General features: G+C 42.1%; 21 protein-coding genes and 1 riboswitch. Of the genes, 5 read left to right on the top strand and 16 right to left on the bottom strand.

The window, feature by feature from the left end; translation table 11 throughout:
- Window positions 1-209: 209 nt before the first annotated feature.
- From AAEY99_RS13965 to moaA, 7 genes are all read right to left on the bottom strand, one after another.
- On the bottom strand, window positions 210-1,331 hold the full coding sequence (locus AAEY99_RS13965; RefSeq protein WP_101087424.1) for an ABC transporter ATP-binding protein: 1,122 nt from the start codon (window positions 1,329-1,331) through the stop codon (window positions 210-212).
- Complete coding sequence (gene modB, locus AAEY99_RS13960) at window positions 1,312-1,992, bottom strand: molybdate ABC transporter permease subunit (RefSeq protein ID WP_101087425.1); 681 nt, start codon at window positions 1,990-1,992, stop codon at window positions 1,312-1,314. The genes AAEY99_RS13965 and modB overlap by 20 nt, the downstream gene beginning before the upstream one ends.
- Entirely contained in the window at window positions 1,992-2,843 is an 852-nt protein-coding gene (gene modA, locus AAEY99_RS13955; protein ID WP_351010908.1) for a molybdate ABC transporter substrate-binding protein, read from the bottom strand. The genes modB and modA overlap by 1 nt, the downstream gene beginning before the upstream one ends.
- Before the next feature lie 39 nt (window positions 2,844-2,882).
- Complete coding sequence (gene moaE / locus AAEY99_RS13950; RefSeq protein ID WP_101087427.1) at window positions 2,883-3,353, bottom strand: molybdopterin synthase catalytic subunit MoaE; 471 nt, start codon at window positions 3,351-3,353, stop codon at window positions 2,883-2,885.
- A 1-nt stretch (window position 3,354) separates the two neighbouring features.
- Entirely contained in the window at window positions 3,355-3,603 is a 249-nt protein-coding gene (gene moaD / locus AAEY99_RS13945; RefSeq protein WP_351010906.1) for a molybdopterin synthase sulfur carrier subunit, read from the bottom strand.
- 64 nt (window positions 3,604-3,667) lie between these two features.
- On the bottom strand, window positions 3,668-4,144 hold the full coding sequence (gene moaC, locus AAEY99_RS13940) for a cyclic pyranopterin monophosphate synthase MoaC (protein ID WP_101087428.1): 477 nt from the start codon (window positions 4,142-4,144) through the stop codon (window positions 3,668-3,670).
- 87 nt (window positions 4,145-4,231) lie between these two features.
- A complete protein-coding gene (gene moaA, locus AAEY99_RS13935; RefSeq protein ID WP_101087429.1) occupies window positions 4,232-5,212 on the bottom strand; it encodes a GTP 3',8-cyclase MoaA in 981 nt (326 codons plus the stop codon).
- A riboswitch (molybdenum cofactor riboswitch) is annotated at window positions 5,200-5,332 on the bottom strand. Its footprint overlaps the gene before it by 13 nt.
- 236 nt (window positions 5,333-5,568) lie before the next feature.
- On the opposite strand from moaA, the gene AAEY99_RS13930 reads away from it, so the two are divergent.
- Together AAEY99_RS13930 and AAEY99_RS13925 are read left to right on the top strand one after the other, a co-directional pair.
- Window positions 5,569-7,218, top strand: a complete 1,650-nt coding sequence (locus tag AAEY99_RS13930; RefSeq protein WP_101087430.1) for an electron transfer flavoprotein-ubiquinone oxidoreductase — start codon at window positions 5,569-5,571, stop codon at window positions 7,216-7,218.
- A 218-nt stretch (window positions 7,219-7,436) separates the two neighbouring features.
- Entirely contained in the window at window positions 7,437-9,350 is a 1,914-nt protein-coding gene (locus AAEY99_RS13925; RefSeq protein ID WP_351010903.1) for a methyl-accepting chemotaxis protein, read from the top strand.
- A gap of 66 nt (window positions 9,351-9,416) precedes the next feature.
- On the opposite strand, the gene AAEY99_RS13920 is transcribed toward AAEY99_RS13925, so the two are convergent.
- From AAEY99_RS13920 to AAEY99_RS13895, 6 genes are all read right to left on the bottom strand, one after another.
- On the bottom strand, window positions 9,417-9,764 hold the full coding sequence (locus tag AAEY99_RS13920) for a DUF4870 domain-containing protein (RefSeq protein WP_350979405.1): 348 nt from the start codon (window positions 9,762-9,764) through the stop codon (window positions 9,417-9,419).
- A gap of 68 nt (window positions 9,765-9,832) precedes the next feature.
- Window positions 9,833-10,525, bottom strand: a complete 693-nt coding sequence (locus tag AAEY99_RS13915) for an MOSC domain-containing protein (RefSeq protein ID WP_350979361.1) — start codon at window positions 10,523-10,525, stop codon at window positions 9,833-9,835.
- A gap of 293 nt (window positions 10,526-10,818) precedes the next feature.
- A complete protein-coding gene (locus tag AAEY99_RS13910; protein ID WP_101087434.1) occupies window positions 10,819-11,664 on the bottom strand; it encodes a PfkB family carbohydrate kinase in 846 nt (281 codons plus the stop codon).
- Window positions 11,665-11,753: 89 nt separating this feature from the next.
- Window positions 11,754-13,091 carry a coproporphyrinogen III oxidase family protein gene (locus AAEY99_RS13905; RefSeq protein WP_162022000.1) on the bottom strand — a complete coding sequence of 446 codons (1,338 nt, stop codon included), beginning with the start codon at window positions 13,089-13,091 and terminating at the stop codon, window positions 11,754-11,756.
- 284 nt (window positions 13,092-13,375) lie between these two features.
- Window positions 13,376-13,696, bottom strand: coding sequence for a N(4)-acetylcytidine aminohydrolase (gene yqfB, locus AAEY99_RS13900; protein ID WP_350979403.1), 321 nt, complete (start codon window positions 13,694-13,696; stop codon window positions 13,376-13,378).
- Between the two features lie 67 nt (window positions 13,697-13,763).
- On the bottom strand, window positions 13,764-14,633 hold the full coding sequence (locus AAEY99_RS13895; RefSeq protein WP_101087437.1) for an AraC family transcriptional regulator: 870 nt from the start codon (window positions 14,631-14,633) through the stop codon (window positions 13,764-13,766).
- Window positions 14,634-14,886: 253 nt separating this feature from the next.
- Here AAEY99_RS13895 and AAEY99_RS13890 point away from each other — a divergent pair, with 253 nt between their 5' ends.
- A complete protein-coding gene (locus AAEY99_RS13890; RefSeq protein WP_351010901.1) occupies window positions 14,887-16,050 on the top strand; it encodes an iron-containing alcohol dehydrogenase in 1,164 nt (387 codons plus the stop codon).
- Between the two features lie 266 nt (window positions 16,051-16,316).
- Here AAEY99_RS13890 and AAEY99_RS13885 read toward each other — a convergent pair whose 3' ends face one another.
- Complete coding sequence (locus tag AAEY99_RS13885; protein ID WP_350979358.1) at window positions 16,317-16,649, bottom strand: DMT family transporter; 333 nt, start codon at window positions 16,647-16,649, stop codon at window positions 16,317-16,319.
- Window positions 16,650-16,877: 228 nt separating this feature from the next.
- Between AAEY99_RS13885 and AAEY99_RS13880 the strand changes: the two genes are divergently transcribed.
- Window positions 16,878-18,731 carry a tetratricopeptide repeat protein gene (locus AAEY99_RS13880; RefSeq protein WP_351010899.1) on the top strand — a complete coding sequence of 618 codons (1,854 nt, stop codon included), beginning with the start codon at window positions 16,878-16,880 and terminating at the stop codon, window positions 18,729-18,731.
- Window positions 18,732-18,747: 16 nt separating this feature from the next.
- On the opposite strand, the gene AAEY99_RS13875 is transcribed toward AAEY99_RS13880, so the two are convergent.
- Window positions 18,748-19,407 (bottom strand): hypothetical protein, encoded by a 660-nt coding sequence (locus AAEY99_RS13875; protein ID WP_335692621.1) that lies wholly within the window; start codon window positions 19,405-19,407, stop codon window positions 18,748-18,750.
- Between the two features lie 218 nt (window positions 19,408-19,625).
- On the opposite strand from AAEY99_RS13875, the gene AAEY99_RS13870 reads away from it, so the two are divergent.
- A complete protein-coding gene (locus tag AAEY99_RS13870; RefSeq protein WP_335692623.1) occupies window positions 19,626-20,666 on the top strand; it encodes a DUF7450 family protein in 1,041 nt (346 codons plus the stop codon).
- 99 nt (window positions 20,667-20,765) lie between these two features.
- Here AAEY99_RS13870 and AAEY99_RS13865 read toward each other — a convergent pair whose 3' ends face one another.
- Window positions 20,766-21,635 (bottom strand): EamA family transporter, encoded by an 870-nt coding sequence (locus AAEY99_RS13865; protein WP_351010896.1) that lies wholly within the window; start codon window positions 21,633-21,635, stop codon window positions 20,766-20,768.
- Between the last annotated feature and the right edge of the window lie 144 nt (window positions 21,636-21,779).

Here is a 21,779-nt window from a genome sequence, read left to right as displayed (position 1 = left end):
AATACCATTTTTCAGTGAGATGGGCTGTCATGACACAACATTTTTTAGAAATGTGAGGGCGGGTAAACCTATACAAATCAGCACAAATGGGAAGGTTTTATATCAAATGCGCTATTTAGGTCGCTAAATGGCCTTATTCAAACATCAATCACCGGTTTATTATCAGAAATCTGACATTCTGAGCAGTAAAAATCATTATTTAACCTTGGTTATCCGAGTTCAGACTGTGCACTTAAAATATGAATTTGATCGGACTTAAGCGCAATAGTCGTTTGCACCCCTGGCGCTAAGGCTAACTTATGCACTAAATGTGTCGGCACGTCTGCATTGATAATGGATCCAATGCCTACAACTGACGCTATCACTCGTGATGATTCACCCATCACCAACACAGATTCAATTAGTACTTCTAATTTATTTAAGCTTTTACACAGACGACCGCTGCTGATGGCGTTAAAGCGAATACCTTGATTCGGAATAACCCAACGGATAGATTGGCCAACAGTTAATGTTGGTGCACTGTCGCTGACAATCAATTCATCACCTAGTGTAAATTGGGTCATATTACGTTCAATATCTTGCGATACGACTTGACCGTCAAAAATATTCCTCAAGCCCATTTGCCGTGCAACCGCTTCGTTATTAGGATGAGATAGTACCTCAAATGGTTTGCCTTGTTGCAGCATTTGCCCCTGACTAATCAGTATCATCTTATCAGCCAGTAACAATGCCTCATGGATGTCATGCGTTACCATGACCACGGGAATAGACAATTGCTGCTTTAAGCGAGCTAACTCAATATACAAGCGTTCGCGGGTTTCTCGGTCTACCGCAGAAAAGGGTTCATCTAACAGTAGGATAGCCGGCTCACGCGCGAGAGCACGGGCAAGCGCAACTCGTTGACGTTGTCCACCAGACAATTGTGCGGGTAAGCGATCAGGCAACCCATGTAAATTGACACGTTCTAGCCAATCTAACGCTCGTTGCTTTCGTAATTCTTTCGGCACATGATCGAGCCCAGAAATAACATTGTCGAGTGCCGATAAATGAGGGAACAGGCCAAAATGCTGTGGCATATAACCGATGTGTCGCTGCTGGGGAGTTAACGAAATAGACTGCTCTGCATCAAACCATAATCTATCACCACAATGAATGTGGCCCCGTTGAGGTAGACTCAAACCGGCAATCATTCTCAGTAAGGTGGTTTTACCGCCACCAGAAGGGCCAACCACGGCTAGCACTTCACCGGCCCGACAACTGAAGTGAGCTTCCAATGGAATGGGCAATGTTTGTGAAATATCACATATAAGGTCAGCGTTGTGAGGCACCACGATGCCCTCCTAAGCGCTTCGACATACTTGTAGTGAGCGCTAACGCACTCACCGCAAACAACAATAATACCAAAGACATCATTCCTGCAGAATCGAAATCAAATGCCTGCACACTATCATAAATCGCTATTGAGATGGTTTTGGTTTCACCGGCAATGTTACCGCCCAACATCAACACCACACCAAATTCGCCCAATACATGGGAAAAACACAGTACAACGGCCGTTAATACACCAGGCCATATCATAGGTAATTCTATTCGAAAAAATATCCGTAATCGACTCATACCACAGCAAGCTGCGGCATCACGAATATCGATAGGAATGGTTTCAAAAGCACGTTGAATAGGCTGAACCGCAAAGGGAATATTGACGATAATGGAAGCGATTACCAATCCTGAGAAATGAAACACCAATTGTTGGCCGGTTAACTGCTCAACCCATTGACCAATCATGCTCTGATTACCTAACCCCACTAGCAGGTAATAACCAATTACCGTTGGCGGTAACACTAATGGCACCATGATTAAAGCTTCAAGCCATGATTTACCTTTAAATTGGCGATATGCCAACGCCCGCCCGACAATAATGGCCAACGGAATTAACAATACTACGGTAAAACAACTCAGTTTGACCGACAGCCACAGAGCTTGCCAATCCATTAATCAGCCTTCTTAACAGCAGGTTTTGGTAAATTAAACCCAAATTGAGTTAATACTTCCTGTGCATCTGCTGATTGCATGTATTGATAAAATCGCTCCGCAGTTTCAGATGCATTAGGCATTAATGCCATCCGTTGATTAAGCGGTTGATATAGCGAATCAGGGATAACCACATAGTTACCACGCTTGGTAAATTCAGGAGATAGCACCAATGATAACGGCACAATACCACCTTGAGTCGATCCACTAATGGTAAATTGGGCAGCTTGTGAAGCATTTTCACCTAAAATCAGTTTAGGTTGCAGTGCGTCCCACAAACCTTTCGCTTTAAGGACTTCACGCGCACGTTCACCATAGGGAGCATGATCAGGATTTGCTATCGCAAAACGAGACACCTTTCCATCGGCGATTAATTGCGCTAACCCAACTAACTCGGGATCTAAAATTAACGGCGACTTCTTAGGTGCAGCAAGAGCAAGCCGGCCGATGGCATAAACAACGCCATCATTTTGGGTAAAGCCCGCTTGATGTAACCGCTCAATATAATCTTCATCGGCACTGAGCATCATCTCAAACGGTGCACCATGCTGAATTTGGGTGACAAAATTACCCGAAGAACCATAACTGATCCGCAGAGCCAAACCGGTTTGCTGCTGAAAACGTATCGCTATCTCATCTACTGCAAATTTTATGTTGGCAGCCGCAGCAATCGCAGGAGCATCACTCGCGACACTTAAAGAACTAAACCCTACAGTACTAACAATGGCAAAGAATAATGCGATAGCGCCAGCCCGGAATCGGGGCAGATATGAGTATGCACGCTGAGTAATGTTGGCGTTAATGAAAGACATTGAGGGTTTATCCTTGCTATGTACGAGCCATATAGACGATTACTTTTGCCACATTTTGGCTGCTTGCTGATCGCTATCACGCGCTTCAACCCACTTAGCGCCAGTATCACCTGCTTCAAGCTTCCAAAAAGGCGCTTTCGTTTTTAAAAAATCGATTAAAAACTCACATGCCGCAAAAGCCGCTTTACGATGAGCGCTAGTCACACCAATAAACACAATTTGCTCACCAAGCGACAACGTACCCACTCGATGAATAATCGTCACTTTATTTAAAGGCCAACGTTCACAAGCCTGTTGGCTAATCTGCAGTAATACTGATTCAGTCATACCAGGATAATGTTCGAGGGTTAAGTCAGTTACAGCGCTGCCATCATTAAAGTCTCGTACTTTGCCAACAAAATTAACCACGGCACCGTCCTGATTATCACAGGCAAGTAAGGCGTATTCATCAGCGACACTAAAGTCTTCCGTATGGACTCGTACAACAATTTGGTTGCTATGATGTTCCATGTTACCCCCCTGTGACTGGAGGGAAAAAGGCCACTTCATCGCCATCATTTACAGGTGAATCCCACTGACTCATGGTTTGATTAATCGCCACCAGCAATTTGTCTGATGCCAACACTTTGGCCCATTTATCATCAGTAGCGGCAAGCGCTGCACGTAATGTTTCTGCAGTATCAATATTATCGCCACTGTGTTCGACTTTAGCGGTGCCTAATAACTCACGGATTTGCGCAAAAAATAACACTTGGATCATAGTGGTCTCTCAATGCATTTATTCATAACAAATATTGGGTTTATGTTAGTTCGTAATGGCCGAATTAGACTTTAAAATGACCCGATTTCCCGCCGCGTTTTTCAAGCAAACGAACTTGAGAAATAATCATGTCTTTTTGTACGGCTTTACACATGTCGTAAATGGTTAAGGCTGCCACAGAAGCTGCGGTTAGCGCTTCCATTTCAACACCGGTTTTACCCGACAACTTGCACAAACTGGTAATGCGTACACGGTTATGCTCAGGCTGAGCTTCAAGCTCCACCTCCACCTTAGTCAGCATCAAAGGGTGACATAATGGGATCAAATCAGATGTTTTCTTAGCCGCTTGAATACCGGCAATACGTGCGGTAGCAAAAACATCACCTTTGTGATGACTGCCATTCATGATCATGGCTAAGGTATCTGGTGCCATATCAATAAAAGCTTCAGCGCGGGCTTCGCGCTCGGTGACGGCTTTTTCAGTCACATCGACCATATGGGCATTGCCATCGGCGTTAATATGGGTAAAACAATTGCTCATACTTTTTTACTGCCTTAATCAAATTCAATGTCCATCGACTGAGCGTCACATGTATTGCCGCGTCAGTCGGTTTAACTCAATAACGGCTTAACCACCAATAGAGGCAAGGTGTTGAGTCACACCTGTAATGCCTTGATGTAAAAAGTGGGTTTCTTTTTTCTGCGCTAATTGACCGTGTAAGCGGCTAATTAATTCATCTCGCTGCGAAGGGTTTTGTATTAAATCGCGTAAATCGACGCCATTTTCAGTAAACAAACATAAATGTAATTTACCCTTTGCAGAAACTCGTAAGCGGTTACAGCTGGCACAGAAATTCTTGGCGTAAGGCATAATTAATCCAATACGACCTTGATAATCTGCATGGCTAAAGTTTTGCGCAGGACCATCATCAACACTTGGCAAGTCATATAACCAGCCTTCTCGCTCAAGTTGTTTTTTAATGTCTACACCCGCCAAATGATGCGCATTGAAGTAGTCGTGACCTAAACCGGTTTCCATTAATTCAATAAAACGTAAATCAATAGGCGTGTTTTTAATCCACTGTAAAAAACGCGGTAAATCTTTGTCGTTTAAGCCTTTCAATAATACGGCATTGACTTTAACTCGCTCAAAACCCGCTTCAAGAGCCGCGTCAATACCGCGCATTACTTGGTCGAACTTATTTTCGCCAGTAATTTGATAAAACATTTTAGGATCTAAGCTATCAACAGACACATTAATGCGCCGTAAACCTGCGTCATACCATTCTTTGGCATGTTGCTGTAAACGGTACCCATTGGTGGTCATCGCTACGGTATTAATATTGGGATTGTCGGCAACGATCCGCACAATATCTGTGAAATCCTTGCGTAGAGTGGGCTCGCCACCAGTGATACGAACTTTTTGTGTGCCTACCTCACCGAAACCGGCAACCAGATTTTCAATCTCGTTGAGGGTTAAGAAGGTAGGTTTACCATCCGGACGATAACCGTCGGGTAAACAATAAGTGCATTTGAAATTGCAAACATCAGTAACTGACATCCGCAAATAGTGAAATCGTCGACCAAAGCTGTCTTGTAGTTGGGACATGTTAACCTTTCCAAGTGTGGGAGGTGAGTGCATTTCTTTACTCACCCCGGTGGCAAAATTACCACGGCTAACTGCCCATATCATTGACGTAGGGCAAAAAGCTCGGAGAACCGTCAGATCCAATTATAGGCCTAAATACCGTTTTACAAATACCCCTTTAGGTGAATATCTTAGCTTGAAAGACTATATCGTTATCTATTTGTGACTCGACTCACGCTAACAAGATTGAGTTTGCCACTGTGACAAACGTTCATTTTGCGGTAAGGTGAGTAAAGGATAAACGATCGTTTACTTATTTTAATCGTTATAAAAAACAATAAACCCGCAATGAACGGGAAACTTTGAAAGGTGAGAAGATGGAACGCGAGTCAATGGAGTTCGACGTAGTAATTGTCGGTGCTGGCCCTGCAGGTTTGGCGACCGCTTGTCGTTTAATGCAAATATCTAAAGATGCCGATAAAGAAATCACTGTTTGCGTGGTAGAAAAAGGCTCTGAGGTTGGTGCTCATATTTTATCGGGTGCCGTATTTGAACCCGATGTACTGGACGAATTATTTAATGATTGGCGTGATTCAGACATCCCGCTAACCACCAAAGTCACTCATGACGAAATCTACCTGCTAAACTCAGAGACAAAATCTCGCTTAATGCCCAACAGTTTAGTGCCTAAAACAATGCACAATGATGGTAACTACATCATTAGTGTGGGTAACTTAGCTCGCTGGTTAGCCAACCGAGCTGAAGCCATGGGCGTAGAGATTTTCCCAGGTTTTGCAGCCAGTGAATTACTGTTTAATGAAGATAACAGCGTTAAAGGCATTTTAATCGGTGATATGGGTGTTGGCGAAAATGGTCAACATAAAGACAGCTATATGCCGGGTATGGAATTGCATGCCAAATACACCGTATTTTCAGAAGGCTGCCGTGGCCATTTAGGTAAACAACTGATCCAAAAATACCATTTAGACAATGGTAAAACGCCACAGCATTATGGCTTAGGCTTTAAAGAAATTTGGAAAATCCCTGCAGAGCAACATCAACAGGGTAAAGTGGTTCATACCGGTGGCTGGCCTCTCGTGGATGGCTCATCTGGTGGTGGATTCCTGTACCACATGGAAGATAACCAAGTTGCTGTTGGGTTAATTATTGATTTAAACTATAAAAACCCTCATCTCAGTCCATTTGATGAGTTTCAACGCTATAAAACACACCCAGTGATTGCCGAAACATTAACTGGCGGTGAGCGCTTATCCTATGGTGCTCGCGCCCTTGCCAAAGGCGGCTTAAATTCATTACCTAAAATGAGTTTTCCTGGTGGTTTAATCATTGGCTGTAATGCGGGTACGCTTAACTTTGCCAAAATCAAAGGCACGCATACAGCAATTAAAAGCGGTATCATCGCGGCAAAAACCTTAGGCGAAGGCTTAATTGCCGGGCTTGAAGGCGGCAAAGATCTCGACTGTTTCCAAGACCGCTTCGAAAAAAGCTGGCTACATGAAGAGCTTTATAGCTCGCGCAACTTTGGTCCTGCAATGCATAAGTTTGGCACGCTAATCGGTGGCGCCTTTAACTATATCGACCAAAATTGGTTTGGTGGCAAGTTTCCGCTGACGTTTAGAGACACGACCCCAGATTACGCCACGATGGGCTTAGCTAGCGATTACAATAAAATTGACTATCCTAAACCTGACGGCAAGTTGAGTTTTGATAAGTTATCGTCGGTATATCTGTCGAATACTTTTCATGAAGAAGATCAGCTGTGTCATTTACATCTAAAAGACCAAAGCATCCCAATATCGGTTAACTTAGTTAAATTTGATGAACCCGCGCAACGTTACTGTCCTGCCGGGGTTTATGAAGTTGTTGAAGCAGCCGGTGACAAAAAGTTTGTCATTAATGGGCAAAATTGCATTCACTGTAAAACTTGTGACATTAAAGACCCAAGCCAAAACATTACCTGGGTCACACCAGAAGGCGGCGGCGGGCCAAACTATCCAAATATGTAAGCGAACCAATAGTTAAAATATTGGCACAGTCAATAAAACGCACTTAAATATAGGTGCGTTTTTTTTGTTTTATCGACTATCATTACCCACATAAAATCAAAACAACCTACACCAAAAGGCTATTTTGCTGACTGAATCAACTTAGCAGCAAAATAACTATCAATTTATTGCCATTGTGTCCGATATATCATAGAGATACTCCCAAGAGGCTGTTGTAGATGAATACACTTACCATTAAGCAAAAAATATTACTGACCGTGACGGTTGCTGTATTGCTATCCACGATCTTAGTCGGATTATTAAGTCAACGAAGTGCAAAACAAGTTGTTGAACAGCGGATGCTCAACTCGGAAATGCCGAGTTTGCTCATGCAAATTCGCAACGAGATCGATCTCGAAATTAGTAGCCTAATGAATGCAGGCGAACAACTAGCCAATAGTAAAATGCTGCTTCAATGGCTTGAAAATGGTCGCCCTGCTGACCAAGAAAAAATTGTTATCGCTGAACTTAATAGCATAAAAAATCAATATGATTTAGCTCAAGCATCTTATGCTGACCGTGATACTGCGGCCTACTACAACCAGGATGGGTTTTTACGCATATTAAACCAACAACAAGATGCTTGGTTTTTTGACTATCGCGATAGTAAGCAAGAGCGAATGCTGAACGTGTTCACAGAACCTAGCAATGGCGATGTTAAGCTTTACATCAATTATCAACAGCCTGATGGACGAGGTTTGGTGGGTCTAGCAAAATCGTTAGATGATATGGTTAAGTTACTAGCTTCATTTAAAATTGAAGACAGCGGGTTTGTATATTTAGTTGATACTAAAGGTGACGTCAAACTGCACCAAGACACTAGCAAGATAGGTAAAAGCAAACTCAGTAACCTTTACCCTAACGCAAATACTAACCAGCTACTCAACAAAAGTGACTTCAATTTAGTTAAAGCCGATGTCGATGGTCAACAGATGTTGATTGCCAGTAGCTATATTAAATCAATGGATTGGTACTTGGTCGCTCAAGTACCTGAAGCAGAAGTATTTGCCCTGCTACAAGAGTCGGCTTATCAGATATTATTATGGACCGTACTGATCGCTGCGGTATTTATTGCCATTTCAATTGCCGTCGCGGGTTCGGTTAGCCGTCCGATTGCACATATTGCCGAGCTATTTCGTAACATTGGTGAAGGTGAAGGTGATTTACGCCAAAGATTACCCGTTAATGGCGATGACGAAATTGCCCAGCTTGCCCGAGGCTTTAATAGCTTCATCAGCAAAATCCAAGATACTGTAGTCGAAGTTGCCAAAACCAGCGAACAACTAGGTTTATCGGCACTTGATGTATCAAACCAATCTAATCAAACATTAGCGGATAGTCAGTTACAAAAAGACCGTACCATCATGGTTGTTACTGCCATTAACGAAATGGGCGCTACGGTTAACGAAATTGCTAGCAATGCAGCTCAAGCCGCTGTCACCGCTCGTGATGCTGATACTGAATCCGTTGATGGCCAAAAAGTGGTCACTCGAGCGCGTTCGACTATTAATCAATTGTCTAAAGACGTTGAACAAGTCGGTGAAGTGATTGAGTCGTTAGCGACACACACTAAATCGATTGGCAGTATTTTAGATGTTATTCGTGCCATTTCAGAGCAAACCAACTTACTGGCACTGAACGCAGCGATTGAAGCCGCTCGCGCTGGAGAAGCTGGACGAGGCTTTGCTGTGGTTGCAGATGAAGTACGTAACTTAGCTTCTCGCACCGCTGCATCAACCAACCAAGTGCAAAATATGATTGATAAGCTTCAATCAGAAACCAGTCGCGCAGTTAATGCTATGGAGCAATCTCGTAGCCGCTCACTCGAAGGTGTTACAGCTGTCGATGAAGCAAGCCAGTCGTTAAGTGGTATTAGCGAACGTATTGCGCTAATTAGCGATATGAACATTCAAGTTGCTGCCGCCACTGAAGAGCAATCTACCGTGGTTGAAGACATTAATCGTAATGTGACTGAAATCAACGATATCACTCTACGAACAGCAGATACCGCTCACGCGGCTGCAAATGCGAGTAAATCATTGAATCAGTTAGCCAGTCGACTAGATGTCTTAGTAGCCCGCTTTAAAGTGTAATATCTTTAGAAATCGCTTTAACAAAAACGCCACACATTTGAGTGGCGTTTTTATTTCGAGTTCGGGTTACTTAATAAACCGGATAGTGAGCGGATATTGGTAAGCTATGCCATCGTTGGCTTTAACAATAGCGATAATAGTACAAATAATATCAAGCAATGCTAGAGCGGCTAATAGTATTACTCCCACGCCAATCAAAATTAATATTGCTGACACCATGGCATATATCATTAAGCTCAATTTAAAATTAAGACAGTTCTTGCCGCATTGATTGGCAAACTCAAATTCATCACGCTTCATTAACCAGACAATTAAAGGGCCTAAAACACTTCCTAGCGGAAACACATAACCGGCAAAACTGGCAGCATGGATCAATAACCCCATATCTTTGGCTTGCTTGCTAACTTCGACCATCGGTTCATTCATTTGATATTCCTTATCATGTTGTTTTTATCATATTGTTCTTATCATACCGGGAGACATTAACTGGCGTTGCCATATAAGCGCATTGCCCAATCTTCTATACTTTGCTGATCCAACCGGCGTTGCAATGAATTAACCCAACTTTGCGCTAAGCCTTCGCACTCAAGCAATGTCTGATATTGCTCTGCATCAAATTCAGCTAAAAAATACATCTGCATCGCTTTAGCCACACTGATATCCGTTTTTCTTTCTAGCAAACAGATACTGTCACTCGGACGAATGTCACCTTCAGACAACACTCGATAAAACCAGCCGCACATACGGCTTTCTTGCATGGCTAAGGCAAATTTAGGATGACCAAACTGTAGGTTGAGTTTGAAACACGGTGAACGAGGTTGTGTAACTTGCAAGGTGACATCACCAATTTGGATGATGTCACCAATATTAACCTGTGCTTCATTAAGGCCAACGGTACTGATATTTTCACCCATTGAAGGTGCATCACGAAACGTAGTCATTAAATCCCAGCGGCGATATTGGCCATAATGCTCACGCGGAAAATGATGCAACACTCTATCGAGGCCGCCGTGATGTTTAGGGTCGGCCTCACGATTGCCTATTACGTGATCAAATTGCACGGTCAACTGCTTAGCGGCATGTTTTTGGTTAATACAACTGGCAACACCGTTATGCATTTGCACTTGGTCGCCTAAATACAGCCCAGAAATACTCTTTACCAATAGCTTACTCATCCAGCATACCCTTGCTTAAGCATGATTATAGAGTGCCAATATACCCAATTTTCAGACAAAAAAAAGCCTTACTGGGGAAGAGTAAGGCCATAAATAAAATGGGAGATAATATAGCAAAAATAATAGCTAAAAATGGTCTGAACCATTCGACGCTATAAAAGTTGTTTAGACGGGCTCATCATATAGGCCAACAATGACACTAAAATGACAAAGCAATATTATTTGAGTTATCCGCACACACTTAACAAATGCACAATGTTCACCTGCAAACCTTAACTTAACCCGTGTTGGGCTTAGGTTAGATACTGCTTAAGTGCCTTACCAGGAATAGAGCTTTTTGTGGCTACCGCAAATGATGCCCACAACGCACCTTCATGCATAGCATCAGTAATAGACATTTGCTGACATAAACCATGAATAACGCCTGCGGCATAGGCATCGCCAGCACCAGTCGTGTCAACCACATTGGCAATAACGGCTGGCACATGTTGTTCTCCAGCATTACTGTACACCATCGCCCCTTGGTCGCCATCTGTCACAATAAAGTGTTCCAATGCATCACCAGCAATAGCCTGAGCAAACCGCCATGGGTCCTGATTGCAACGACCTTGCATATCGGTAATTGAAGCGATCAACACATGACAAGGACGATTACGTTCATCCTTGGCTAATTGCGATATCACTTTACAGTTAGGGTTACACGCCATCGCATCCGCCGCCCAAGCGCCAGCACCTTTGGCCGATGAATTAATATAAAAAGCATCCCAATGTTGCCAATCTGGTGGCGCAGGAAGTTCAAAAACAGGTCGCTGAGGTCGAATAATGGTTCGTTCACCATCAGGCGTCATCACCAGTAACATCTCACACGTATTACCAACAAAACGATGTACCAAACGACAATCAAGCCCTAAGGTACTGGCTTTAGCTAAAATCCAGTCGCCTATGTCATCACTACCGACTTCACTTACTAGTGAAACATTATGTTGAGCCCACACTAAACCTAATCCCGTGTTTGCGCCGCCACCACCTAAACGCAATCCACCATCCTGATAATGAAATCGACCACCCGTTTGTAAGGGCTTATCAAGCATTAAAATGCGATCACAATTGATATTGGCAAGCAAAAGAATATTGGCCATGCAACTCACCTAAAAAAGCGTAGATAAAAAGAGCCTTGAGTATAACAAAAAGGCCGTGATAATCACGGCCTTTGCTAATCTAAACGAGATTACATATCCGTTGCGCCAAGTGGTTGTCGTAATTGGGCGCGCACATTGTCCATACCGGAGTAAAACTCCTTCATCATCAATAACCCCAACATTTTGCCATTATCAGTTACGATTAATTCGTCTGGATTAACTGGGTCATTTTTAATGGCTCCCATAGCTTTCATTGAGGTCATTTCTTTAAACAACGCAGTGTCTAAATTAACGTTAAAAGTGTCACGGAAATATTTACGCGATAAACGCCCCGAAAACATACCCAGCAAAAAGCGATATTGCATCACTTCTTTTAGCTGGTATTTTTTCTGTTGCTCAACTGCCATACGGCCTTCAGCAATACGTTGTTGGTATTTTTTCAGTGAAAAGGTATTCACATATAGCGTGTCATTTAAAAAGCTAAATGAGCCAGAACCTACACCGAGGTATTCATCATAATCAATAACATACTCATCAAAACCTTCGTCATTGGTTTTACCAAACGCCCATGCTGATAATTGGGTATATTGTCCGGTTAAAGTATTTAAAATTTGGCGATACTGATCCATCATTTCGCCCTGAGGGGCAGCTAACGTACCTTTAACACTCTTACGAGTTTGATGGGTGATCATCAATGGATAAGTGGTAATTTGGCGCGGGTCGAGTTTAGACGCCATATCCAGATCGGACTGGATAATCTCCTTGGTTTGGCCACGAAAACCAAAAATCAAATCCACGTTAATGATCGGAAATAGCTCTTTAGCCGCCATAATATTGTCAAAAGTTTGCTGACCTGAGCCAAATTTATCTAAGCGGTCGGTCATTTTTAAAATGCCATCATCGAAGCTCTGTACCCCAATTGACATTCTATCTACTAGGCCTTTTAATTGCTTAAATTCAGGATTAGCCAAATGCTGCGGATCAGACTCACAAGACACTTCTTTAATGCCAGGAAACAGATTTTTTGCATGTTCGATGGTACGAGCTAACTCATCTTCAAGCACGGTGGTCGTGCCACCGCCAATGTACATTGACTCAAACTCATAGCCTAAATCTTTGGCCATTTGAATCTCTTTGCGCAGCGCGACAAAGTATTCGCGTGCTTTATCTTCGCGGAATAAAAAACGGTGGAAAGTACAAAACGAACACAAGGTATGGCAAAACGGAATGTGCGCATACAACATGTACTTTTTACCTTCAACAGGCTTAGGCATGCGGTCTGTAGAAATAGTGTCTAAACGTAAATTTTTATCCACATAATACTGCATGACCCGCTCCATAGAGCTAATCATCCAATTGGGGACGGTAATATTAGATTGATAAGGTTTAATCAACTCCTGGCTGGCTGACTGAATTATTGAAGACATAAAAAATCCTAACTGAATGAGCCCTGAGAGCAAAACCATTGAATAACAAGCGCTAATAAAACACGCATACCGTAAGCAGAAAAACAAAATATCACTTTAGAGATGGCTAAAATGTGAGGTAGCTAATAGATATGCAAACTAGCACGGTTATCATCGCTCATTTGTTAAGCAGATCATGTTTTAGACATTGCTGTTTAGCAATGATGAAAGGATTATCACGGGAATAAAACAACAATAAACAGCATTAGAAATATTAACTCGCGTTTATTAAAGAGTCACGAGTATTACGCATCAACTAATTTAAATGAAATCATAAACAGGGCTTGCTGATTAGGGTACACCGTTTGAATAAGCTGTTTTAACTCAACCAATGGCAAGCTTTCTTGAGTAGCATGAAACTCGTTAATATCATCAAATGCTAATGGCTCCACAGCCAAAATAATGATATCGCACACCTTAATATGGTTTTCGAGCGTAAACACTTCAACCTGGCTGCCAGGCCGATAATCATTTTCGCTGGCATCACGAATAGTAATCGTCTTCTGCCCTGATGCGACTAACGGCGTTAAAAACTCAAAAAAAGTAATATGTATGGGGGCTGTCATCATTGGTAACCTTCATTCACACTATGACGTGCCCTCTAGGAGCACATTCGTTAAGCTCAAATCCAAATTATAACCTAGCGCACTCGCCAGGGCTTTGATCAAAGTAGCGTTTAAACTCGCGACTAAATTGAGCCGTACTTTCATAACCCACCTGAGTTGATACCTCTTTTACTTTGAGATTTTGCAACTGTAACAACGCTTTGGCTTTATTAAGGCGAATCTTTTTTAAATATTGTATTGGTGATGAAGCGGTAACTTCTTTAAAGCTACGATGGAATGCCGACGGGCTCATATTCACCAAGCTTGCTAATGTGTCTACTTCAACTGACTCACCATAATGTTTATGAATGTAGTTAAGGGCTTTTTCTACCCTCGATAAACGGGTATGACTTAACGACAACGCATAAAGCGGTGCTGCATTGGGGGAATCCAATAGGCGATATAACAACTCAAGCACTAACGCCTCGCCCATTACTTTTGCTTCTAACGGCGACTGCAACGCTTGTAATAACCGAATAACACTGCAATCCATATCTTCAGTGTTATCAGCAACAAAAAAGCCGCTCTGACGCGATTCGTTTAAATCTTTAGGGATTTGATGATGCTCATCCATTAACCGGATAATGTAATTGAGTTGTACTAAATCAATATCAACCATCAACACCAACACAGGTTCTTCAATACTGGCAAAGGTTTCACATTCTACTGGCAATGGCACTGTCATCACTAATGAGCGTTGGCGATCGTATTCAAAGGTTTGATTGTCTAAATAAACCCGCTTTTTGCCTTGGCCGACAATAAGCACCCCTTGCGAATAGCACATTGGCCCGCGCGCACCATATTGTGAGCTGCGAAACACATGCACGCCAGATAAATGCGTATCATTGACCCCTTCTTTTGGGGCCAAAAGTGCCATTAATGTTGCTATCTCACTCATACCCTTCCCCTTAGAAAAACCTATGGTATCGATACTACCAAAAAAGCAGTAAAAGGTATTAAAATTATCAATAAATAACCATATGCACACAATAAAGATAGGAATAGGCATGAACACGACAGTTCTGTGTATGTTTATTTTGACTCAAAAGGCTATCATAGCCACATGATTTATCGTTGCTGTTGTGTATCATCAATCTATTTACATAATCAGTCACTTATTTGTTTCATCGCTAAACCAAAAGGCACCAATTATGCTTAATTTTGATTATCGTAACCCTACTCATGTTGTTTTCGGTAAAGACCGTATTGCAGAGTTAGACCAACTTGTCCCAGCCAATGCGCGAGTATTAATCACTTACGGTGGCGGCAGCGTACAACGTTTCGGCACACTAGATAAAGTCAAAGCAGCATTAGGTAACCGCACAGTATTTGAATTTGGCGGTATTGAAGCTAATCCTAAGTACGACACACTGATTAAAGCAGTTGACGTTGCCCGTAAAGAAAACATCGACTTCTTACTCGCTGTTGGTGGTGGTTCAGTGATGGACGGCACCAAATTTATCGCCCTTGCAACTCAGTTTGATGGCGACACGGCAAGCTTATTACATCACGGCTTTACACCAGTTCCAGTGGCGAATGACAAGGTTATTCCACTTGGCGTTATTGCTACCCTGCCGGCTACGGGTTCAGAAATGAACGCCTTTGCAGTCGTAAGCTATCAAGGTGGTAAGTTCCCAGTAAATCACCCATGTGCCTACCCAACATTTGCCATGCTTGATCCTGAATTAACGTTCAGCTTACCAAAAATTCAAGTTGCAAACGGTGTTGTCGATGCATTTGTGCATGTGCTTGAGCAATATGCGACTTACCCAGTTGATGCCCGCGTACAAGACCGCATGGCAGAAGGTATTATGCGTACCCTCATTGAAATTGGTCCTATCACTGTTGAAGAGCCTACGAACTACGATGCCCGCGCTAACTTAATGTGGAGTGCAACATCTGCCCTAAACGGCATGATAGGCACTGGCGTGCCATTAGATTGGTCTACTCACATGATTGGACATGAGCTAACTGCGCTATTCCATATCGACCACGCACAAACGTTAGCCGTTGTATTGCCATCACTATGGCGTGTGCTGAAAGAGCAAAAACACGCTAAATTAGTGCAATACGCAGCACGTGTTTGGGATATCGCTGAAGGTGATGAGGCTAGCCGTGTAGATCAAGCCATTGATAAAACAGAGGCTTTCTTCAAGCAAGTGGGGTTACCAGTACGTTTACGCGATCACGGTGTAACGCAAGAACAACTTAGCCTAGTAGTAGATGCTTTAGAAGCACACGGTATGACGGCATTATCTGAAAGCGGCCAAGTCGATTTAGCTACCAGCCGTAAGATTTTAGATATGGCGTGGTAGTAGTGCTTACAACCTAGGCGATCAACCCATTCATCGCTTAGGCTTGAGCGGCTACATCCAAGACTATGACTAACACTAAACAAAAAGGGGCTTAACAATGACTATCATTGTTAAGCCCCTTTTTGTTGTGCCTAAAAACGCTGCGCATTAGCACTATTAACGAGAAATGGGTACCGTCGGCTCGAAAAGTGGGGGAAAAAGGGAATAAAAACACAAGGATTCGGCTACGCAATGTCTATGTTATTTGTGATGTACTAACGCTAATACTAATGCGGCGTAACGTTTGAGAATAAATTCATCACAACGACACCAATTAAAATGAACGTCATACCCACCAGCGCACCTAAATCGAGTTTTTGCCCATACATCACCCAAGCGATAGCTGTAATTAACACAATACCCAACCCAGCCCACGTCGCATAAGCAATACCAACAGGAATACCTTTTAGTGCTAAGGATAAAAAATAAAAAGACAACACGTAGCCCACAATAACTACGATTGAAGGCGCCAATTTTGAAAATCCATCACTGGCTTTAAGCGCAGAAGTTGCCACAACTTCAGTTAAAATGGCCACACTCAAAAATATCCAACTTTTCATTTTTCACATTTTACCAAGACAAAACAGCCGGCAAGTATAAAGACTAAACAATAAAAAAACAGTCTTCGATTTTAGATCTGTTACTTAGCTCTGCACATGGTCAATCGCTACTATCTCTTGTATTTACGTTGGCTATCGGTTTATGTTGTTAATATGTTAACTGACATTACACCTATTTGACGGTGTAATAAGACTTAAACAATATTAATGATTGGACTTGGTGGTTGAGTGAAGGGACTTACAGCAGTTTTTCTATGTGTATTGTTATCGTTATGCTCGATGCATATACCTGCAACGGCGGCTAAGTTAACAGCCCAAGAAGAAACGAAACAACAAACCAGTTCAGCATTAGAGCAATGTAAAGCCCGTATAAAACAGGTGCCCCCCCAAGCCAGCTTGGGCTTTTGCAGCCAACAATTCAAAATATTAGACATTGATAAATACCCCATCGTTGCCGCCAAGTTACAACTAACCTTATATGATATTTACCAAGAGTTAGGTGATAAGGTAGCTGCGGAACAAATGCTTGATGAGGTTAAAAACAGCGCTGCATTTACTCAAAATGTCGATGTTCAATATCTTTGGTTACGTAAGAAAGCCGCGGAAAAACTTTATAGAAAGTCCTATCAAGAAGCTAAAACCTTATTTGAACAAGCTTTTAGCATTGCTAAAACCCAAGAGTCAGATATTTGGTTGGCTAAAAGCTATAACGATTTAGCACTAACTGAACAGTATTTGAATCAATATGACAAAGCATTGAGTTACTACCAGAAGAGTTTAGCGATTAAAGAGGCTCTAGGTAATGACTTTAATACTGCGATAACCCTCAACAACCTTGGTCTAATTTATAAAAAACTCGAAAAATTTAAAGAATCCCAGCGCTATTTTGAACTCTCACTGGAGCATTACTTACGCTACACCAGTCATAATGTAGATATTCATGTTATCGGTTATATGTCGCATCTCTACGGAAACCTTGCTGAGATATATAATATAAACAACCAGTTTAATAAGAAAAACTTCTACAGTAATAAGGTCATCGAAGCCTACAACGATAACCTTGTCGGTGACGACAGGCTTTCTGCGCTCATTAATGTAGCCACCATCCATATCAATGCTAATGAATTTACGCCCGCTCTAGATGTCGCCAACACATTATCGGAATATTTAACCCGCGATGACCATTCGTTTCATGACGTAATTTTCTATTTAAAAGCCCAAATAGCCACACATCAAAAAGATGCGACTCAGGCAATAAAATTTATTGAAAGCGCAATGGACTATAGCGACACCAAACAAGATTCATTGCAAAAAATGAACATTTATCACTACGCAAGCGAGTTATATTATGACAATGGTCGCCCTTATGAGTCCCTGGTTTATCTAAAGAAATATCAACAGTTGCACGAGACCTTATTGGAGAAAAAATACAGTGAGAACATTAAAGTCATTCAAAGCGATATAGAGAATGAACGCGTGCAACGAGCGTTAGCAGAAGAGCAAATTGTCAGCCAACAGAAGAGCCAAAAAATTGATAAATTACTTAATTTAATCCTTGGCATCACCAGTGTTGGCTTGTTAGTCGGCTTTATTGTGAGCTTTTATATTTATAGAAAACGTAAAGCCCAGCAGCATTTAATGACCATAATAGAGTCACATAAACAGCAATTGTTTTTATTATCTAATGACGATACAGCAGAGCAAGACGAAGCCCAGCAACAGGAATCTAAGCCATTATCGCCTTCTGAATTGACAGCTTCTTTTGCGGAGTTATTAGTAAATACTATGATTGATTGCATCAGTATTTGGGAGAAAAGCACTAAAACGAATAAAGTAGAATTAGCCGACAGAAGCCAAATTTGGACTATATCTATCGATTCTGGCCGTCTAAGAACACGTTCTTTAGATAAATACCTACAGGTAAAAAAATTACCCGCTAATCCACGCTGGCGTAATGTGGTTAAAACATGTCACTTCATTTTATCTGAATGCAATTTGTCTAACGATGATAGAACATTACTGACCTCGCACCTTGACCGAATAATGCAAGTGATCAAGAGCGAGTCTTTAGAAACAACGTAATCTGTTACTTTCGGGCTTACCCGCCTTTTTTGAGTAATGGTTGCTGTAATTTAATGTCGTGCACACTGTCTCTGACTACTGGCTTGAGTACATTTTTATACACACAACTAAATTTTATTCCTTCGGATAACGAATAATCACTTTGCTGTGCTGTCGCAGGGTTTATCCCCACTAAAAAGCTATTAGGTGCAATAAACTTAGGCATTAGATTATTGTTTTGATCTTTGATATTAATCGAAGCGTAAGCATTACACATCGACACAGCCACAAGCCCTGCTATGTTAATTCGATTTGTCACGCTATTAAGATCTGGTGAATTAACATTATTGCCTTGTAACTTAGTGAATGGGTCTATCACACCATGAAAGCCACCTAACTCATCTATTTCCACTTCCGGTTGCTGCATCTGACGAGTATTCATCGACTGCGGTGCACCATGTGTTGCAGCTGCATGATCATTGTGTAATGTCAGTTGTTTACTCATCATCCACTTTTCAATATCAAAGTACTGAGCACGGTAATGGTACTGTTTAATCATATCCATCTCGCTCAATTCAAAAGTGATTTCGGTTTTAATCGCCGTGCTGACTGGTGTGAGCTCATTAAATGCAAGTTGGTGCGCTGATGCGCTACCAACACAACTAAGCAAAGTGACTAGGGGTAATATGTATTTCATAAAATATCCTTTTTAGAATGAATGCATCATCTTAGACGCTATGCATTTCCATTTTTATAGTCCACTAAATACTAGGGTAAATTTGGGTAAAACACAAAACACCCCCTTTTTAACCCTCTAACTTTACTGACTTTTTTATCTTAACTGTTAGTTTTAATTCAGCTTAAGTCATTAAGCGTGATTAAAACATTTACTAAACCAGAATAAGGAAAGTCAGGATGAGTATACTCAAAAAAACATTAATCAGTATGTGCCTAATGAGTGCATCAACTATGGTTTGTGCAACCCCAATAACCGCTAACGTCACCGCAGACAATGATTTCATTGTGGTACATTCACCAGGTAATGGTAGTACACCTACGGTGGTATATCGTGGTGCCAATGGCAGTAATTGGAAAAAAATTGAATCACTCAAGTTCGATATCGACAACTCAGCACAATCACTAGAAACCTGTTCAGTCAGTGTTATTGCATGGGGAGATGGTAAGGTTTCACAAGGCATGGCTGCCATATTCAAAGGCGATAGCACGATTTATACCGGCTCAGGGCATTTTAAAGCACACCAATCTTCGACTCCATCGTCAGGTTGGGCACAAACAGGCGGACCTAATGCAAGTCAAATTAATACATTAATTGCGGACTCGTTAGCTAATGGCCAATCACCTTACCTGTTGCCTGGCTCTGTCGCTGGAGGCACTTCACCCTGGGGGACGATGAACTTCCCTCTAGCCAGTAATGTCAATGCGAATAATTTCCGCTGGGCTTGGTCGACAAGTAATTTAGCCCAAAAAACCTATTCTGTATTTACCGCTGCCTGTGGGGATATCGTTGAAGCGGCACCAGTTGCTGTCCATATGCCTGGAGAACACTTCCAATGTTATGGCGTGCAGAAAGGAGATGCTCTTCGTGAAGAAACCATCATGATAGAAGATCAGTTTGGTAAAACGCGTGCGGTTTTGGGTAAGCCAGTATTGTTATGTAATCCTTCAAGCAAAATCCACAACGACAAGATGTATAAAATTCGAAATGAAAAGCGCCATATGGTTTGTTATGACTTAATCAAGCAAAGCAAAGTGAGAAACTACAATCTAGAAATCAATAACCAATTTGCTCCTGATCAGATAGTCAATGATCAACGAGAGTTGTTCTGTGTACCGTCGAGTAAAAAACACTTAAAGCCAGTCAAACCAGGTAAACCCGGTAAGCCGTTCCCAAGAGAAGTGCCAAGAGCAGAAATGAAGCAATTGAAACAGCAATAAAATAGCCGTTAACAAGGGATAAAAAAGTCAGTGGATAACCCCACTGACTTTTTTAATAATATCAATAAATAGAAGTTAAAACGAAACGACGGCTCAGTCTTACACGCCCATCTCAACGGCTTTTTTAGGCGTGAAACTACTGCCTATTGAGGCAATAATCACTAAACCAATGGCAGACCACTGAAGCACGGTTAATTGCTCACTTAAAATAACAAAACCTGCTAATGCGGCAATGGCAGGTTCTAAACTCATTAGCACGCTAAAGGCCTGTGTTGGCATATTTCTAAGAGCGATCATTTCCAAAGAATAAGGTAAGGCGCTAGATAACACCCCTACCAATAAACCAAGCGGTAACACTTCCCAGCTAATTAACGCTAAGCCTTGGCTTACAACGCCAACAGGCACAAGCACGATGGCAGCTACGGTCATACCTAATGCGACAGTAATACCACCAGAAGCTTGCTTGCCTGTGCGAGTGCCAAATAAGATATAACCAGCCCAACACGCGCCTGCACCTAATGCCATTAATGCACCAACAAGATCAAGTCCTTGCGTACTAGATAAATCTGGCATCAACAGTAAAATCCCTGCAATGGCGCAAGCAACCCAAAACAAATCACTTTTTCGCTTAGAGCTAAATAAAGCCACTGCCAAAGGGCCGGTAAACTCAAGCGCAACCGCAATCCCAAGCGGGATCCGTTCAATGGCTAAGTAAAACAGGATATTCATCCCGCCTAAACACAGGCCATAAATAATAATACTCCGCCAATCACGGCCTTGGGGTAATGCTCTCCATGGACGAAACACCAACCAAAGTACGGCAGCCGCAAAACCTAAACGTAATGCAGTAGTGCCTTCAGGCCCAACCAAGGGAAAAAGTTGCTTTGCTAAAGAAGCGCCGGATTGAATGGTCACCATAGCCAGTAAAACACTACCAACTGCGGTCAGAAGTACACGATTGATTTGCATCTACAATACGCCTAAAAATGAAAAAGCTAAGTGCCGGCATTCTACCTGAGCCACGTCAAACCCTGCAGTATTTATTATCATCATGCACACAAGTCATACCATTGAGTGAATCGCGGTAATCTCTCATAGCTTCAGAGCTTTCAT

Origin of the sequence: Shewanella sp. S1-58-MNA-CIBAN-0166 (assembly GCF_040310085.1) — a bacterium.
GTDB lineage: Bacteria > Pseudomonadota > Gammaproteobacteria > Enterobacterales > Shewanellaceae > Shewanella.
Note: the sequence above shows the minus strand (reverse complement) of the source record. Positions and strands in the feature narration are given on the sequence as shown.